This window comes from Brevibacterium sp. 2SA, assembly GCF_005502845.1.
GTDB lineage: Bacteria > Actinomycetota > Actinomycetes > Actinomycetales > Brevibacteriaceae > Brevibacterium.
In genome coordinates this window covers 1-15,331 of the sequence record NZ_SCMW01000068.1, presented here as the reverse complement: position 1 = coordinate 15,331, position 15,331 = coordinate 1, and the positions used below count along the sequence as shown (strand labels likewise).

At 65.9% G+C, this 15,331-nt stretch carries 16 protein-coding genes; 6 read left to right on the top strand and 10 right to left on the bottom strand.

Going from position 1 to position 15,331, the window contains the following annotated elements; all coding sequences use genetic code 11:
* Positions 1 to 32 precede the first annotated feature (32 nt).
* Both FFS20_RS16310 and FFS20_RS16305 read right to left on the bottom strand, forming a co-directional pair.
* Complete coding sequence (locus FFS20_RS16310) at positions 33 to 842, bottom strand: NAD(P)H-binding protein (protein ID WP_137826856.1); 810 nt, start codon at positions 840 to 842, stop codon at positions 33 to 35.
* Entirely contained in the window at positions 839 to 2,092 is a 1,254-nt protein-coding gene (locus tag FFS20_RS16305) for an MFS transporter (RefSeq protein ID WP_171007120.1), read from the bottom strand. The genes FFS20_RS16310 and FFS20_RS16305 overlap by 4 nt, the downstream gene beginning before the upstream one ends.
* Positions 2,093 to 2,152: 60 nt before the next feature.
* Here FFS20_RS16305 and FFS20_RS16300 point away from each other — a divergent pair, with 60 nt between their 5' ends.
* Positions 2,153 to 3,073: a hypothetical protein gene (locus FFS20_RS16300; RefSeq protein WP_068326760.1), complete on the top strand. Its 921-nt coding sequence runs from the start codon at positions 2,153 to 2,155 to the stop codon at positions 3,071 to 3,073.
* Positions 3,073 to 4,758: a TraM recognition domain-containing protein gene (locus FFS20_RS16295; protein WP_249356912.1), complete on the top strand. Its 1,686-nt coding sequence runs from the start codon at positions 3,073 to 3,075 to the stop codon at positions 4,756 to 4,758. The genes FFS20_RS16300 and FFS20_RS16295 overlap by 1 nt, the downstream gene beginning before the upstream one ends.
* A 112-nt stretch (positions 4,759 to 4,870) precedes the next feature.
* Here the strand turns inward: FFS20_RS16295 and FFS20_RS16290 are convergent, their stop codons facing one another.
* From FFS20_RS16290 to phnC, 5 genes are all read right to left on the bottom strand, one after another.
* Positions 4,871 to 5,626, bottom strand: coding sequence for a GntR family transcriptional regulator (locus tag FFS20_RS16290; protein WP_249356911.1), 756 nt, complete (start codon positions 5,624 to 5,626; stop codon positions 4,871 to 4,873).
* Complete coding sequence (locus FFS20_RS16285) at positions 5,623 to 6,660, bottom strand: phosphonate dehydrogenase (protein ID WP_137826854.1); 1,038 nt, start codon at positions 6,658 to 6,660, stop codon at positions 5,623 to 5,625. The genes FFS20_RS16290 and FFS20_RS16285 overlap by 4 nt, the downstream gene beginning before the upstream one ends.
* Positions 6,657 to 7,493, bottom strand: a complete 837-nt coding sequence (phnE, locus tag FFS20_RS16280; RefSeq protein ID WP_062861895.1) for a phosphonate ABC transporter, permease protein PhnE — start codon at positions 7,491 to 7,493, stop codon at positions 6,657 to 6,659. The genes FFS20_RS16285 and phnE overlap by 4 nt, the downstream gene beginning before the upstream one ends.
* Complete coding sequence (phnD, locus tag FFS20_RS16275; RefSeq protein WP_137826853.1) at positions 7,490 to 8,386, bottom strand: phosphate/phosphite/phosphonate ABC transporter substrate-binding protein; 897 nt, start codon at positions 8,384 to 8,386, stop codon at positions 7,490 to 7,492. The genes phnE and phnD overlap by 4 nt, the downstream gene beginning before the upstream one ends.
* A gap of 82 nt (positions 8,387 to 8,468) precedes the next feature.
* Positions 8,469 to 9,269, bottom strand: coding sequence for a phosphonate ABC transporter ATP-binding protein (gene phnC, locus FFS20_RS16270; protein WP_019481142.1), 801 nt, complete (start codon positions 9,267 to 9,269; stop codon positions 8,469 to 8,471).
* A gap of 171 nt (positions 9,270 to 9,440) precedes the next feature.
* Here phnC and FFS20_RS16265 point away from each other — a divergent pair, with 171 nt between their 5' ends.
* The gene (locus FFS20_RS16265; RefSeq protein ID WP_019481141.1) at positions 9,441 to 10,679 is read left to right on the top strand and encodes an alpha-D-ribose 1-methylphosphonate 5-triphosphate diphosphatase; all 1,239 of its coding nucleotides are present in this window, start codon (positions 9,441 to 9,443) and stop codon (positions 10,677 to 10,679) included.
* A 31-nt stretch (positions 10,680 to 10,710) separates the two neighbouring features.
* Positions 10,711 to 10,863, top strand: a complete 153-nt coding sequence (locus FFS20_RS18015) for a hypothetical protein (protein ID WP_019158463.1) — start codon at positions 10,711 to 10,713, stop codon at positions 10,861 to 10,863.
* A 746-nt stretch (positions 10,864 to 11,609) separates the two neighbouring features.
* Here FFS20_RS18015 and FFS20_RS16260 read toward each other — a convergent pair.
* Genes FFS20_RS16260 through istA form a run of 3 tightly spaced genes read right to left on the bottom strand, consistent with a single transcriptional unit; the run spans position 11,610 to position 14,329 of the window.
* The gene (locus FFS20_RS16260; protein WP_137826852.1) at positions 11,610 to 11,882 is read right to left on the bottom strand and encodes a hypothetical protein; all 273 of its coding nucleotides are present in this window, start codon (positions 11,880 to 11,882) and stop codon (positions 11,610 to 11,612) included.
* A 51-nt stretch (positions 11,883 to 11,933) separates the two neighbouring features.
* Entirely contained in the window at positions 11,934 to 12,734 is an 801-nt protein-coding gene (istB, locus tag FFS20_RS16255; protein ID WP_212743367.1) for an IS21-like element helper ATPase IstB, read from the bottom strand.
* 44 nt (positions 12,735 to 12,778) lie between these two features.
* A complete protein-coding gene (gene istA / locus FFS20_RS16250; RefSeq protein WP_212743366.1) occupies positions 12,779 to 14,329 on the bottom strand; it encodes an IS21 family transposase in 1,551 nt (516 codons plus the stop codon).
* Positions 14,330 to 14,648: 319 nt separating this feature from the next.
* Between istA and FFS20_RS16245 the strand changes: the two genes are divergently transcribed.
* Both FFS20_RS16245 and FFS20_RS18405 read left to right on the top strand, forming a co-directional pair.
* Complete coding sequence (locus tag FFS20_RS16245) at positions 14,649 to 15,080, top strand: MarR family transcriptional regulator (protein WP_137826849.1); 432 nt, start codon at positions 14,649 to 14,651, stop codon at positions 15,078 to 15,080.
* Positions 15,081 to 15,099: 19 nt separating this feature from the next.
* Positions 15,100 to 15,258: a VOC family protein gene (locus FFS20_RS18405; protein WP_349290533.1), complete on the top strand. Its 159-nt coding sequence runs from the start codon at positions 15,100 to 15,102 to the stop codon at positions 15,256 to 15,258.
* The last annotated feature ends 73 nt before the right edge of the window (positions 15,259 to 15,331 follow it).

The window sequence follows — 15,331 nt, the reverse complement described above, 5'->3', positions numbered from 1 at the left end:
GTGGGAGGCCGAAGCGGCCGGCGAGGTCAATACTAGATCACTTCGTTAATCCAACGTGTGTAGTCGAGTGCCTCGCGTCCGAGAATCCGCTGGACATTGAAGCTGACCGGGGCGGGCTCGTCTGCCGCGCGGGCAAGATTCCGCAGGAGGTACTCACCCGGCGGGCCAGGCATTCCGGGCAGGCCGTCCCGTTCGGCATCGTCGGTGATGTCGGCCCATCGTGCATCAGCACCGGTCACATGGTTCGCGATGATCTGCAGCCGCTCGACCTGAGTCAGGCTTTGAGGACCAGTGACGTCGTAGATCTCGCTGTCGACATCTTGGGTCAGGCACGCCGCGATGACCGCGGCGATGTCCTGCTCGGCAACGGCGGGCATCGCCGCGTGCGGATATGCCAGCGGAACCGCTTCGCCGCTCTTCACAGCGGGTAGCCAGGCGAGGTCGTTGGCCATGAATACGGTGGGGCGTACCCGTACAGTCGCCACCCCGCTGGCTCTGGCTTGCTCCTCGATGTCGGCGTGCACGCTCTTGATCATGCTGTCGTCGCTGTCGCTGACCGCGCCGGATGACAGCAGGACCAGTTTGGGCAGACCCACTCGAGTGGCGGCGTCGATGAAGTGCTGCGTGTGTCCGAACGCGGGAAACAAGAACGCCGCATCCACGTCGTTGAGGAGTGCTGTCCATGGTTCCGGGTCTGCGAGGTCCGCTTTTCGCCAGGCGACCTGGTGCGCACCCCGGGGTGGGTATGAACGGGTGGTGGCGGTGACCTCGTGGCTGTCGGCGAGGAAGCGAGTTACGTGCCCGCCGACGCGTCCGCTGGCTCCGGTGATCAGGATCTTCATGCGTGCTGCTCCTTAGTTTCTTGGCTCTTGGTCGCGTTGGTAGTGCGCTTTGATGGCCAGAGGACGACGGCCGCTCCGATTACGAGGGTTAGAGCGGTGATCCCGGCGGCGAAGTTGGTAGTGTGTGCGGTGACAGTGGCAAAAGCGACAGGGAGAGCGAGCCCGACGCTTCCGCCGAGTTGCTGAAGGGTGGTGCCGACACCGCCGGCGACACCCGCGTGAGTTCCCGCATCGCGGTTCATCGCGCTATTCGCGTGCGGCATAACCTGCGAAGTTCCCACCCCCATCAGCGCTAGCGTAATTATTAGTGTCGCTAGCCCATCCTCGCTCAGGGCGTAGACGACCTGTCCAGCACCGATGACCGCAAGTCCGACGCCAATATGAACGACCTCTGTTCGCGTGCCGAGGCAGCGTGTGAGGAACAGGCCCACTTGAATAGCGATCGGGTAAACGAGAAAGAGGACTCCCGCGATCAGCGGGTCAAGACTATGCTTGTGTTGGAGCGCAGTGCTGGCCGAGACGAACGTAGTGATCGTCGCGACGCCCCACAAGAACAGACCGAGATAGGCGGCACGTCGTGCCGGGTTGCGGAACAGGGAGAACGGCACCAGCGGCGAGGCTGAGTTGCGATCAAGCCCGAAGAACCCTCCCAGGACGATGACCCCGAAGGTGCCGAACAGGGCCACCTCAAGCGGGGATCCAGCCTGGGTGACTGCTTGGATGACCAGTCCTGCCCCACACGCAAGGATCACACCACGCCACCAACCGCGGCCGTGCGTAGGCTCACGCACACCGTGATCGCGGGCGACGAACGAGACGATCAGGGACACCAGGACGAACAAGACATTGACATACATGCACGCTCGCCAACTAAGGAACTGCGTGAGCGTGCCGCCCAGAAGCAGTCCAATCGCCGTCCCACTGCCCATAATCATCCCGAAAATTCCGTACGCTCTCTCCCTGTCCTCGTCGGGGAACGCGGCTGACAAGCGCGCCATCGCCGCCGGCGTCATCAAAGCGGCCCCCACCCCCTGAGCAACGCGGGCGGCGATTAGCACCCACCCCTCCCCTGCCGCACCACCCACAGCCGAGGCCAACCCGAACAGCACCAAACCGAGCGTCATCGCATGCGTGTACCCCACCGCCTGCGCGATCCGACCACCGGCGATCATCAGCGACCCCGCGGCCAGGACGTACCCGGCCATCACCCACGTCACCGCGCTAGGAGAGAGAAGCAACTCAGTCGTCATTGAGTATGACAACCTCATTTGGCCCCACTGTGATGCTTTGATTTGGCCCCACTCCCGGGTGTGTGGTCGCTGATCGCCGGGGTGGTGGGGATGATGCTCGGCCGTGAGCTCGCCCCGCACGAGCGCTCCGTGATCGCCACCGCCCTGACAGACCTGGACCCGGACCTGACCTCCCCGCCGCTTCTGGGCGACGTCATCGCCCACATCACCGCCCGGCCGGCATCCCTGCGGGCGGTCACCCTGACCCACGACAACGACGCCGACTACGACGCCCGCGTCCGGGAGGTCCTCGACGCGCTGATCTCCCTGGGCCCGTCGGGGATGTACGGGACGATGTTCTCCGAGCCGACCTCCGAGCACATCGAGGTCGGCCGTCCGGCCGTGTTCGACATCTCCGGGGTCAACGAGAACGACCACGTGCTCATGGCCGCGGTGCAGTCCCTGTGCTGGAATCTCGGCTCCGCGACCGTCTCGGCGGAGGCGTACCTGGCCGCCGACGAGGGACGGCAACGGAAGACCTACCTGCTGGTCATGGACGAGCTCTGGCGCATCCTGCGGGCCTCGGCCGACATGGTGCACTTCATCGACGCCATCACCCGCCTCAACAGGGGCCGGATGATGGCCCAGGTGATGGTCACCCACACCATGAACGACCTCAAACTGGCCGAACCGCACCTGACGGCCACCGCCTGGGGGTTCGTGGAACGCTCCGCCATGGTGTTCCTCGGCGGGCTGGCCGAGGGCGAGATGGGCAATCTGCGGGAGGTGTTCGGCCTCTCCCGCGCCGAGGTCTCCCAACTCTCGGACTGGATCGCCGAGGCCCCGGTGGACGCCTGGACCGGCAAAGCCGGCTTGCGCCCCGGGGCGGGGAACTTCCTGCTCAAGACCGGCAAGGAGGCCGGGGTGCCCCTGCACGTTCAGCTCACCGACCTGGAGATCGACAACACCAACACCAACCGCGACTGGGACATGGTGCAGTGATGCTCGGAGACCCCCGCCCCGGCCGGCGCACCCAGCCGGCCTCGGCCGAGACCGGCTGGGTGCTAGCCGCCGGAGTCCTCACCGCCGTCCTCGGCGGGGCGCTGCTCTGGACGGTCGGGGCCTGGCTCGACCCCGCGACCCGCACCCACACCGCCGGCGGCCCGGTGGAGCTGCTGCTCGGCCAGGCCACCGGAAACGTACCGGTCGGTGGCGTGCAGCTGGCCGTGTTCGGTCTCGGCCTGGTGGTGCTGCTGGTGGTCGCGGCCGCCTTCGTCGTGGTGGTGCGCCGCACCCAGAAGACCCGGACCCGCATCGACCATCTAGCGCCGAAGATGGCCAAGGCCCGCGAGTTCGACGCCCTCACCGAGCCCCACGCCGCCCGGGATGCCGAGCGGCTCCGGGCCCTCGCCGCCGGGCCGGGGGTGCCGCTGGCCAAGCTGGTCAACAACGGCAAGCGGCTTTACGCCTCCTGGGAATGGGTGCAGATCTGGCTCATGGGACCCCGGGCGGGCAAGACCACCAGTGTGTGCGTCCCCCAGGTCCTGGAGACCAAGGGGCCCGTCGTGGCCACCTCGAACAAGCGCGACCTCGTGGACCTGACCCGCGGGCCCCGGTCCCGGACCGGGGTGGTGTGGGTCCACGACGTGCAGGGCATCATCGGGGAAGAACCCACCTGGTGGTGGAACCCGCTGTCCTTCATCACGGGGATGGAGCGGGCCGAGGCCCTGGCGGACATCTTCGTGTCCTCGGCCACCAGTGCCGGGGCCACCCAGGACGCCTACTTCGAGTCCGACGGCCGCCGGCTGCTGGCCATGCTCTTCTACGCGGCATCGGTGGGGGGCAGGCCCATCACCGACGTGTTCGTCTGGGCCCAGGCCCCCGACGACAAGACCCCGCGGGACCTGTTGCTTGAGCATGGGCAGACGGCGGTGGCCGCCTCGCTGGCCAAGATCCAGCAGCTGACCCCGAAGCAGCGCGACGGCGTGTATGGGACCATGCGCCCCTGGGTCAACGTGCTGTCCTATGACCGGGTGGTGCCGTGGGTGCGGGACACCGGAGTGCTCGGCCGCGCCGAGTTCGACCCGAAACGCTTCGCGGCCTCCACCGACACCCTGTACCTGATCTCCAAGGAAGGTGCCGGGTCCACCCGGGCCATCGCCGGGGCCCTGGCGGTGGCGGTGCTGACCGAGGCCGAACAGATCGCCGCTCTGAACCCCGGCGGGCGGCTCTCCCCGCCGATGACCGGGGTCCTCGATGAGGTCGCCAACGTCGTGCGCTGGCGTCAGCTGCCGGACGTGTACTCGCACTACGGCTCCCGCGGGATCGTGCTGTCCTCCTTCTTCCAGGGCTGGGACCAGGGCCTGGAGGCTTTCGGCGAGAAGGGCATGAAGAAGCTCTGGAGTGCGGCGAACATCCGGGTCGCCGGGTCGGGCTTGTCGGACTCCGCGTTCCTGCCGTTTTTGTCCCAGCTCATCGGGGACCACGACGTCATCCGCCGCACCTCTTCCACCCAGAAGGGCGGCCGGTCCGTGTCCACCGCCATCCAGCGCGAACGCCTCCTGGACGTGGGCGACCTCGCCGCCCTGCCCCGCGGCCGTGCCGTGCCGTGCTGTCGACATCCGGTCTGCCGCCGGCGCTGGTGGAGCTGGAGCACTACAGCACCCAGCCCTACGGGCCCGACGTGACCGCCTCCAAGGACTACTACGAACAACTGGCCGCCCGAAACGCCGCCCAGCCATAGCAATACCACCTACAGCGGTCTTCAGTGGCTTCTAGATCTAAACCGCGTGAGGCGCCTTACGTGTCGAAGTCGATCTCGATGCGAAAGACATCGGCCCTGAGCCACGAGACGGTGAGTTCCACTGGACGGCTATTCTGGGCAACGGCATCGGTTCGTGAGCGGATGGAGATGACCGGCGGGCGACCGCTGAGGCCGAGATGCTCGGCGACTTCCGGTGTCACTGGATCGATAGCGACCCCGAACCATCCTCGTACGGGCTGGAGTCTGTAGTGATCAGCCAGCACGTCGTGCAGCGATGCGGACGGCTCGAGAACTTGGGGCAAGTCAGGGACCAGGTGCGTATCGAGGAAGGTTTCGGCGAATCCGACCAGTTCATCGTCGATGTACCGGTCACGTGAGATCACCAGCACCTGCTGCCTCGCGCCGATGTTCATCCGGCGGCGGACCTCGGGTGGCGGGTATTCGAGGCGCCAGCCCGTGGTGCGCACCTCGGGGGTGAGCCCGGCGCTACGAACACTCTGACTCCACGACGGCGGATGATGTCGACTGATCGTGTAATCGACTCGTCGGGAGACGTATGTTCCGCTTCCCTGTCGCCGACGAACAAGGTAGCGCCTCTCCAGCTCAGCCAGTGCTGCCCGCGCGGTGAGTCGGCTGACCCCGAGCTGACCGGCAAGCTCGTCTTCTGACGGCAGGCGAGTCCCCACGGGCTGGTCAGCGATCTGCTCAGCGAGGGAGTCCGCGGCGGCCAGGTACAACGGGGTGCGAGAGGCAGGCTTCTTCGTCTTGCTGTGATCGATAGGACCGATCATAGGGCAGTAGGCGTTCCAGCAGATCCCACGCCACACGGGCGGTTGACGGCTCCGTGTGGTTCATGCCCTGCAAGGGCCTGCAGTATGGCAGTGGCGGCGTGCTCCTCAATTTTGAGACGAGTCGCGGCCACGGCAGATCCCAGGTGTGGCGTGAACAGCGTGCGGTCCTGCATCGCCAACAGCTCGGCGGAGATGGCAGCGGGCCGGTCCGGTCGGGACAGGTCCTCGAACTCGAAAACGTCAGCCGCGAAGCCACCGAGCTGTCCGGCGCGTAGGAGCTCGATCACCGCGGATTCGTCGACGACGGAGCCGCGGCCGACGTTGACGAGTAGCGCCCCCGGTCGTATTGACTCGAGCCGATTCCGGTCGAGCAAGTGGACTGTCTCCGCCGACAGTGGGGCGCAGACCACAACGGCGTCGCTGCGCTCCAGCAGGTCGGACAGGTCCGCACGCCGGATGTCGAGTAGTGCTTCATCGGCCGCCGATAGCGGTTCAGGGTCGAAGTAGAGCAACTCGGGTGCGAATCCCCGCAACATCCGTGCAACAGCCCGGCCGAGGTTGCCTGCCCCTACGATGCCGATCGTCGATCCTACGAGGGTCCTCCCGTAGAGCGTCGGCCGCCACCCGGCGAAATTCGAGCGCACCCGGCGGTCCCCGGCGGTGATGTTCCGCGCGAGCCCCATGAGCAGTCCGACCGCCAGTTCTGCGGTGGGCTCGGTCAGGAGGTCCTCGACCCTGGTCAGCCAGATGCCTCGCTCTGTGCAAGCCTCGACGTCGATGTTGTCGTTCCCTTTGAGGGCTCCCGCGACCACCTTCAGGTTGGGGCATGAGTCGAGGAGCTCTGCATCGACCCGGTCGGGCATGAACACCATCAATCCTTCGGCCTCTGCTGCGCGGCGCCGCACCTCGGAGGCCGGGAGACTGCTGTCGCTCTGGTTGGCGACAACTTCGCAGCTTTCGCTGAGCAATTCGAGGATCGGCGCATGCACGCGGTGCGTCAGTACGACCTTCGGACGTCGACTGTGTTGTTTCATTGGAACCTCTTTCGCAACGCTCCGCCGAGAGCGTCGACTACGGTCACGGTGGCCAGGATGACGAGCAGGATTGCGGCGACCTCGTCGTACTGGAGGGTTCGCACCGCTGCGATGAGTTCGAAGCCGATGCCGCCGGCGCCGACGACCCCGACGACGACCGACGCTCGGAAATTGTGCTCCCACCTGTAGACGGTGACGTCGGCCATCTGCGGCAGCACCTGGGGCAGGATGCCGTGGAGAATCACTTGGGCCGGGCCGGCTCCTGTCGCCCTGGCGGCCTCGACAGGGGCTTCGGCAGCGTGCTCAATCGCTTCGGCGAAGAACTTTCCCACCATGCCGGCAGAATGGATCCCCAATGCCAAAGCCCCGGGCAGCGCGCCGAAGCCGACGGCGGCGACGAATACGATCGCCATGATCAGTTCGGGCACTGATCGCAGCACGTTCAGGATGAGCCGCGCGACCCAGTAGATCGCCGGGTGCGGTGAGGTGTTGCGTGCTCCGAGCAATGCGAGAGGGACGGAGAGCAGCACAGCCAGTGCTGTGGCCGCGATGCTCATTGTCATCGAGTCGAGCAGGGGCCCCCACCAGCTGTTCAGATGGGTGAAGTCCGGCACCCACATCTCGCTGAGCAGGTCGGCAATGTCGGCGAGGCCTGTGACCATGCGGTTGGCGGCGAGCAGACCCACGGCCCAGGCACTCAGGATCACCGCGACGAGGATCAAGCCCGTGATGGAGAACGAGCGCTTCCAGCCGGATTGTGCCTGGTCGGTGATTCGCTGGTATTCCTGCTCTCTGCGATCCTCGCGCGGCACGCTGACCGCGGGGCTGCTCACTGGTAATCCTCGAGATCGATGTCGAGCAGCGGAGCGAGGTCGCGAACCTGATCGTAGTCCGAATCGGCAACCTCTGCGAAGCCGGCGGCTCCGAATGGTTCGAGCACCTCGGGATCGTCGAGTTCCAGGAACGCCGCCCGCAGCTTCTCCTTCAGGTCCTCGGGCAGATTGGACTGCATCGTCCAGGGGTAGTTGGCATAGGGATCCGATTCCTGGACTTTCACGACAGTCTCGGAGTCGATGAGCCCCTCCTCGACCATGCGCTCATAGATGGGCAAGCTCATGCCCCCCGCGTCCGCATTGGCGTTCTGCACTGCCAAGGCCACAGCATCATGGGAGCCGACGTACTGTTCCTCGTAGTCACCCTGGTCTACTCGGAGGTCCGCCTCTTCGGCGAGCATGGCCTTGGGAATGAGGTGACTGGACGTGCTGGCCTGGTCTCCCCACGCAACGGTCTTGCCGGCGACATCCGCGAGGTCCTCGATGCCGGAATCCGCGTTGGCGATGAACACTGCCTGGTATGTCGGGTCCTCACCCTCGACTTCCTGCAGGGCGGCGAAGGGCTCGATGTCGGCCTTCTCCTGGGCGAGGACGTAGGACAGAGGGCCGAAGTAGCCGAGGTCGATGCGGCCGCGGGCCATCGCCTCGATCATCGAGGAGTAATCGGTCGTCGCCACGAGCTCGACGTCAAGCGCGAGTTCCTTTTCGAGGTACTCCTTGAGGGGCTCATTGTTCTTGATCACCTCCGACGCGTTCTCGTCGGGAAGCAGCGCAACGCGGAGGGTTTCCGGGGCGGTGGTTGCCTCTGAACTGGCACCACAACCGGAGAGGACGAAGGTGAAGGCAGTCGTTACAGCGATCGCGGCAGTCGCCAAGCGGGTGGGTCTAGGCATGGGAATTCACTCCTGTTTCAGCAGTTCGGAAGGTGGTCGATCTCGGGGGTGGCGGTCGAGGTTATTGAGTCCTGAGCGTTTGCTAGTCAGCAGAAGTCGGCAGCGAAACGGTCTGTGCCGACAGTGGAAGGGCATCGGCCTGCTCGTCGGCGGGCACGCCGCCGTAAATCACCAGCAAATCCTCATCGGTGACCCCGGCTGCAGGGCCGTCGTAGACGATTTCCCCGTGTGCCAGGCCGACGATGCGGTCGGCGTGCTCGAGCGCGAGGTCGACCTGGTGGAGGCTGGCAACCAGGGTGATGCCGCTCTCCTGACAGACTCGGCGCAGCAGCTCCATCACGCGACGCGCAGAGTTGGGATCGAGGCTGGCGACCGGCTCATCGGCAAGGATCAGGTCCGGTTGCTGCGCGAGCGCTCGAGCGATGCCTACTCGCTGCTGCATGCCACCGCTCAGGTTGTCTACCCGGGTCAGGGCCTTGTCCAGCAGTCCGACGCGTTCGAGCGCTTCGAGCGCGATGCGCTGGTCGCCGCGACTGGAGGGCAGGATGCTCTGCCAGAAGCTGTGATAACCGACCCGGCCGAGGAGCACGTTGCGCAAGGCCGAGAAGCGTGGGATCAGCTGGTGGTGTTGGAATACCATCCCCGTGCGGCGGCGGTGTCGACGCAATTCGCGGCGGGAGTCGAGTGACGCCGTCCCGTCAACCCGCACGGAGCCGGTGGTGGGTTTGACGAGCAGGTTCATGCATCGCAGCAAGGTCGACTTGCCGGCACCCGACGGGCCGAGCAGCACGGTGACTTTTCCGCGCTCGATCGACAGATCGGTTCGGGCCAATGCTTGAACGCCGCCTTCGTAAGTCTTGCTGACATCGACGAGCTCTATCATGAAAGTCCTCTATACGAGTGCGCTGTACGAGTGAAAACGTATAGAGGACTTGTGAAGTCCGGGCGCTGTGGGAGACAACGGTTTGTGAACTCCGATGAAACAGCCCGTTCACCCACAGCAGTTAAGGCGGCGTACACATCCAGGCAAGAAGCAAATGTCAGGCTATCAGCCATGACACCCTTTACCCCGGACGGCGCAGTGAGCGATCTGGTGATCGGCCATGCCTCCGCCGTGCTGCCGGACGTGGTCATCGAGGACGCCAGGCTAGTCGTGCGTGGTGGCCGGATTGCGCACGTCGGGCCGCATCCTCCCGGGGCCTCCTGTGACCTCGATGTTCGCGGGGCATACCTGCTGCCGGGCCTCATCGACGTCCACAGCGACATGTTGTCGCGCGAGATGAGGCCCCGGCCGGGAGTCGTCCTCGATCCGAGTCTTGCCATTGCATCGGCTGGTGCGCGCCTTCGAGCTGCGGGGACCACCACGGTCCTCCACGGGCTGGCGTTCCAGGAGCGATCGATTGTAGGGACCGCCATTGACTCTCCTGCCGCGTCCGAGCTTTCGGAAGCCCTCGCTTGCACGGACGACAGGCAAGTCGACCACCAGGTCCTGCATCGGCTCGACGTACGCTGCGAATACGGCCGCGAACTGCTCGAGAAGGAACTTGAGCCGCGAGCCGAGCTCTTATCCCGTCCTGCTGACCGCTCCGGAAGCCCGGCGCCTGAGGGCCGGGGCGCAGGTGTGCCGGTCGTGTCATATGAAGACCACACGCCCGGACAGGGGCAATTCGCAGATCCGATGACGATGCAGCGCTGGCTCGTGCTGAACGAGGGAATGTCGCAGGATGACGCCGCCGACCACGTCGAATGGTGGCGCAGCAGCCGCGAGAAACGACAGGGCGTGCGGGATCGCGTGCTTGCATGGCTGGAAAGCCTTGCCCGGAAGGGCCTGATCCGGCTCTTCGGTCATGACTTGGCGACGCGGGACGACGTCGAAGCGGCGGCCGCGCTCGGATGTTCGGTGGCAGAGTTCCCGACGACGTTAGAAGCGGCGCGCGCCGCCCGAGACCAGGGAATGCTCGTCATCGCTGGAGCGCCGAACGTCGTTCGGGGTAGGTCCCACACGGGAAATGTTTCTGCGGCTGAGCTTGTATCTGCTGGCCTGGTGGATGGGCTCGCGAGCGACTACATTCCAACGTCGCTGCTGCCGAGTGTGGTGCGGCTGGTGAGCCAGAGAATCGCGACACTCCCAGAAGCCGTGCGTCTCGTCACCTCGGGACCGGCCGCGTGCGTCGGTCTCGACGACCGCGGCACCCTCACAGAGGGAACGGTCGCCGACCTGGTACTCGTCGATTTCAGCAAGACGTGGCCCTCGGCGATCACGATGAGAGCCGCCACTGCTGCTGAAGTGTGAACACGTCCGACGTGTGGCTTAGCTCGAGACCGTGTTGACCGAGATCGGTTTGGTGGAGATCCAGGCGTCGCGGAACCGTGACGGGCCGCTCACACCGGTGATCGTGCCCGAGCGCAAACACCACTTGGAGGGGATCGACCAGATCGTGAGCCGAGCGCCCCAGGCCTGGAGAATCAAAGAATGACTTGGATCCTCTCCGGGCCCTCGCCGAACCCCCGCTCGATGGTCGATTACAGTTCGTAACGCTCTAAGTCGATCTTGCAACTTTGATAGCTTCGGCGGATGAATCCTGTTCGTTCGACGATCTGCACCTGCATTCTCGACCTCACCAGTGCGCGGGTCGGCCCGACCGTCGTCGACCCCGGCTGCCTGTGGCACGGGGTGGAAATCGGGGACCACGTACCGACGTGGCTGTGGCCGACTGAAGAGTCGCATTAGTCGGGCGTTTGCAAGCAACAGGAGCTCCGGCATCAGCTTTTCCCGACCCATTGACCGGTTGCATTCGTTGCGAGCCGGGCGCCAGGACCAGGAGTTCGGGGTCGGCGCGGACAGGGCACGCTCACCGCTGGCCGTGCCCCAACACCTACACGCCCCGAACGGCGCGAGTGGCAGGCCATGACGGCGTCTGCTGCCATCGGTGCGCCAGGAACCAGCGGGATGCCCCCGTCCTTCAGGGTGGCCCATGGGGACGGCACACTGATCAAGGGGCTCGACTGAGAACGTCCTAAAAGCTCCTTCCCTTCTGTTCGCTTAGCGGCTGCTTCGCTAGAACCACCCCTGGGGGGCGGGGGTGGCCTCCCACTGCGCTGGGACTGCTGAGTATGACAACCTCATTTGGCCCCACTGTGATGCTTTGATTTGGCCCCACTCCCGGGTGTGTGGTCTTGCTCGCCGTGCGTCGTTGACGGCGGCGGTTTAGCGGGGTCGGGTTTAGAACGGGGGGCCAAGGACTGGTGGTCCGGGCTCGCCTGGTGGTAGTCGCTTCCGCAAGCGAGTCAGGAGCTCTATGGCCGAGTCCAGAAGATCCGAGGCGTGTTCGCGTCTGCTGGGCTCGATGGTTTCGATGACCTCGCCGATCTCATCCAACAGACGATAGGCGTCGTCCAGGCGGACCATGGCGTAGCCGGTCCATTCGTCATCCGCGGTGGTGGCGATGGTGGTGTCGTGGGCTGGTGCTGCCGGCCCGGTGTGCGTGGTGTCCATGATCGGTCCACCTTCCTTGCATTGATCGGGTTCTTCCTTGGGAACGGGTGCTCAGGTGGTGGCGGCTCCACTCCTGGCCCGGGTGGTGCGCAGCCGGTAGGAGTTGGTGCCGGTGTTGATGATGTGGGCGTTGAACGTCAGCCGGTCCACGACGGCCGCGGCCAGTCGGGGGTCGGTGAAGGTCTGGCCCCACTCGCTGAACGACGAGTTGGATGCCGTGGCGATGGAGGCTCGTTCCTCTCGTTCGGTGATGATCTGGAAGAGCAGCTCGGCCCCGCGGGCGTCGAGGCTGACGTAGCCCAGCTCGTCCAGGCACAACAGGTCCAGACGGGCGTAGCGGCCCACCACCCGGGAGAGCTGTTTGTTGTCGGCGGCTTCGGTGAGCTCGTTGACCAGCGCCGCGGTGCTCACGTATTTCACCCGCCGGCCCTGCTCGGCGGCGGCGGTGCCGAGGCCGATCAGCAGGTGGGTCTTGCCGGTGCCGGAGTCCCCGAGCAACACCAGCGGCTCGCCGGCGTCGATCCAGGCCCCGGTGGCCAGCTGCGCCAGGCGTGCCGGCGGCAGGTCCTCGATCGCCTCGGTGTCGAAGTCGGCCAGGTGCTTGGTCCTGGGGAACCTGGCCTCCTTGATCCTCCGGATCCGGCGGCGGGCCTCGCGGTCGTCGCACTCGGCGGATAGCACCTCGGCCAGGTAGGCCTTGTGGGTCAGCCTCTCCCGGGCCGCGGCCTGGGCCAGCGGGGCGGCCTGGGTGCGGATGGTGGGCATGAACAGGGTCCGGCAGGCCGTGGCGATCGCGGCATCGGCGGCCTGATCACCCAGCCCGGTCACGGTCGGCGTCGGCGCCGGCGGCATGGACGGTCCGGTCAGCGTCGTGGGCTTGGAACCGGTGGTGGCGTTCATGCTCGCACCCCCGCCGAGGCCAGCTCGTCGTAGGCGGCCAACACCGGCACGGGCCGGTGAAAACCGGCCGTTGCCGCCGCGGCGTGGGCGGGGACCATCACCGTCGGCACCGCAGCGGCGGTTGCCGCCTGCCTGACCCGGCGGGCCTCGACGGCGACCAAGTCCGCGTCGAAACGGGACATCTCGATGGCGGCGGCCATCCCGACGGCGATATCGGCGGCTGGCAGGGTACGGTGCAGCAACAGCACCCCGATCAACGCCCGAGTCCCGGGCCCGTCGCCGAGCTGGGTCCGGGCGGCGTCCCAGTAGCGTTGGTGGGCCTTGGTGAACACCCCGGACTTGCGGGCGGCGGCCAGGGCGGTGGCCCCGGCCAGCGCCCCGGGCTTGCGGCAGAGCACCTCCAGGTAATGATCCAGCACCAGGTCCTCGGTGAGCTTGTGCAGCGAGCGGGTGTGCACGGCCACCACCGCCCCGTCGGCGACGGCCGTCACGGTGCTCGCGCCCAGGCGGACCTGGACCCGGCGGCCAGCGTAGCGGGCTGGAACCGAGTAGTAGGACTGGCGCACGCAGATCCGGGATCGGGCATCGACCCGGCACGAGAGGGTCTGGGCCGGATCGAACGGCCCCTCGACGGGCAGTGCCCGCAGCTCGGGGGCCTCGCGGGCCGCGGCCGCCCCGACGGTCTCGGTGCGCCCGGTGATCCTCCGCCCGTCGTCGGCGGCATCCGCGGCGGCCATGAACGCGTTGAGTTCGGCCAGGGTGGCGAAGTCGGGCACCGGGACTAGATGGCGGCGCCGGAACCGGCCGACCTCGCCCTCGACCCCGCCCTTCTCGTGGGCGCCCTCGATGCCGGGGATGCAGAAGAAACTGTCGTAGCCATAGTGGGAGCGCAGGGCGATGAACCGGGGATTTTCCGCCCGTTCCCGGCCCAGCAGCACCCTGGTGACCGCCGGGGTCAGGTTGTCGTAGCGGATCATCCCGGTCGGAACCCCGCCGAGGCGTTCGAAGGCCTGGACATGACCGTCCAAAAAGGACTCCTGGGCCTGGTTCGCGTAGGCGATGTGCACGGCTTTACTCGAGTGCGACAGGCGCAGGATGAACATCCACAGCCTCACCACCACCCCGCCGATCATCGCGTTGAACTCCCCGAAGTCGACCTCCGCCTCCTGCCCCGGGGCGTGGGTCTGCGGGACCTTGACCTGCACCGACTGGTCGAAGATCTCCCGGCGCAGCTCACCGACCATCGCCCGCACACTTGACTCCGCCACCTCGACCCCCTCCTCCTCGACCAGGCGCTGGAACACCCGCCGGGCGGTATGGCGCTGTTTGCGAGGGGCCTGCTTGTCAGCGACCAGCCAGCCGCGCACCGTGGCCACGTGCGGACCCAGCACCGGGGCGACCCGGTCCGGGGCCTTGCGCGCTGGCGGCGTCGCATCGGCCAACGCCTGACGCACCGTGCGACGGTGGACTTTGTGCTTCACCGCCAGTGCGCGGATCGACATCTCTTCATCCCTGTGGTCTCGCCGGATATTCTCGAACTGCTCCACTCTCGACAACTCCTTCATCAGTCCCTGCCTCTTCGTGATCGCCTTGCCAGACGATCCGAACAGTAGGGGAGGTAGGTCGAGGGTGGGGCCAAATCAGAGCATCAAAACCGCTCCAGGTGGGGCCATTTCAGAGTGTCATACTCACGTCATGTTGGGAACAGCCAGAGCCAGGATCGTCGCGTCGACGCCGACCATCAACTGCGAGATCACCACAGCCATCAACACGGCCCAGGGTTTCGAGGACGAAGCCATAATTTCTCCTATAGTTGGTTACACCTACGAAGCATAGATCGTTGGTTTCACCAACGCAAGGAGTGAAATGTCTGATCGGCCTCCCCAGCGGCTCCTGGATACCCCGAGTTGGTTGCTCACACAGATCGCTGCTGGTGCTGGGCGTCGTTCCCGAGAGGTGTTCGACTCGATCGGCGCGGGCCGCTACCACTACGCGATCTTGTGCGCAGTCGAGGAATTCCAACCCTGCAGTCAGGCCGAAATCGGGCGGCGGCTACACATCGACCGGAAGGATGTCGCCCAGCGAGTCGGCGAACTTGAAGAAGGTGGGTATGTTGAACGCGAGCCTGACCCTGCAGATCCGCGCCGCAACCTCGTTCGCATGACACGGGCCGGAGCGGCACATCTTCAGTCGATCGCGTCCGAGCTCGCGCGCGCCCAGGACGGCCTACTCGCACCTCTCTCAGTTGAACGACGAGCAAACTTCGTCACCGCTCTCCAACAGATCCTCGACCGCTAACCATGTACTGACCGGACACATGGTGCCGGGACCAGCGTCCGCAGTTGACGAAATCTTCAAGAGTTGGGTCTCGAAGGGAGTCCACGTCCTGGAGGAGCCGCACGACGATGTCTTCGGCCGCACGTTCGTGATCACCGACCCCAAAGGCAATCTCATCCGAGTCTCCCCGGTGGACTGACTTGCACGAACCCCGCCCACTATGTTCGTTCTCGAAGGGCCGGCCACACACGATGGTCGGCCCTTCGGTCTGT

What these genes read in the sequence shown, in the direction of transcription:
- FFS20_RS16310 (WP_137826856.1), bottom strand. Translation starts at nt 842, where the DNA reads ATGAAGATCCTGATCACCGGAGCCAGCGGACGCGTCGGCGGGCACGTA.
- FFS20_RS16245 (WP_137826849.1), top strand. Translation starts at nt 14,649, where the DNA reads ATGTCTGATCGGCCTCCCCAGCGGCTCCTGGATACCCCGAGTTGGTTG.
- FFS20_RS16285 (WP_137826854.1), bottom strand. Translation starts at nt 6,660, where the DNA reads ATGAAACAACACAGTCGACGTCCGAAGGTCGTACTGACGCACCGCGTG.
- phnD (WP_137826853.1), bottom strand. Translation starts at nt 8,386, where the DNA reads ATGCCTAGACCCACCCGCTTGGCGACTGCCGCGATCGCTGTAACGACT.
- FFS20_RS18405 (WP_349290533.1), top strand. Translation starts at nt 15,100, where the DNA reads ATGGTGCCGGGACCAGCGTCCGCAGTTGACGAAATCTTCAAGAGTTGG.
- FFS20_RS16260 (WP_137826852.1), bottom strand. Translation starts at nt 11,882, where the DNA reads ATGGACACCACGCACACCGGGCCGGCAGCACCAGCCCACGACACCACC.
- FFS20_RS16305 (WP_171007120.1), bottom strand. Translation starts at nt 2,092, where the DNA reads ATGACGACTGAGTTGCTTCTCTCTCCTAGCGCGGTGACGTGGGTGATG.
- FFS20_RS16295 (WP_249356912.1), top strand. Translation starts at nt 3,073, where the DNA reads ATGCTCGGAGACCCCCGCCCCGGCCGGCGCACCCAGCCGGCCTCGGCC.
- FFS20_RS16290 (WP_249356911.1), bottom strand. Translation starts at nt 5,626, where the DNA reads ATGATCGGTCCTATCGATCACAGCAAGACGAAGAAGCCTGCCTCTCGC.
- FFS20_RS16265 (WP_019481141.1), top strand. Translation starts at nt 9,441, where the DNA reads ATGACACCCTTTACCCCGGACGGCGCAGTGAGCGATCTGGTGATCGGC.
- phnC (WP_019481142.1), bottom strand. Translation starts at nt 9,269, where the DNA reads ATGATAGAGCTCGTCGATGTCAGCAAGACTTACGAAGGCGGCGTTCAA.
- istB (WP_212743367.1), bottom strand. Translation starts at nt 12,734, where the DNA reads ATGCCGCCGGCGCCGACGCCGACCGTGACCGGGCTGGGTGATCAGGCC.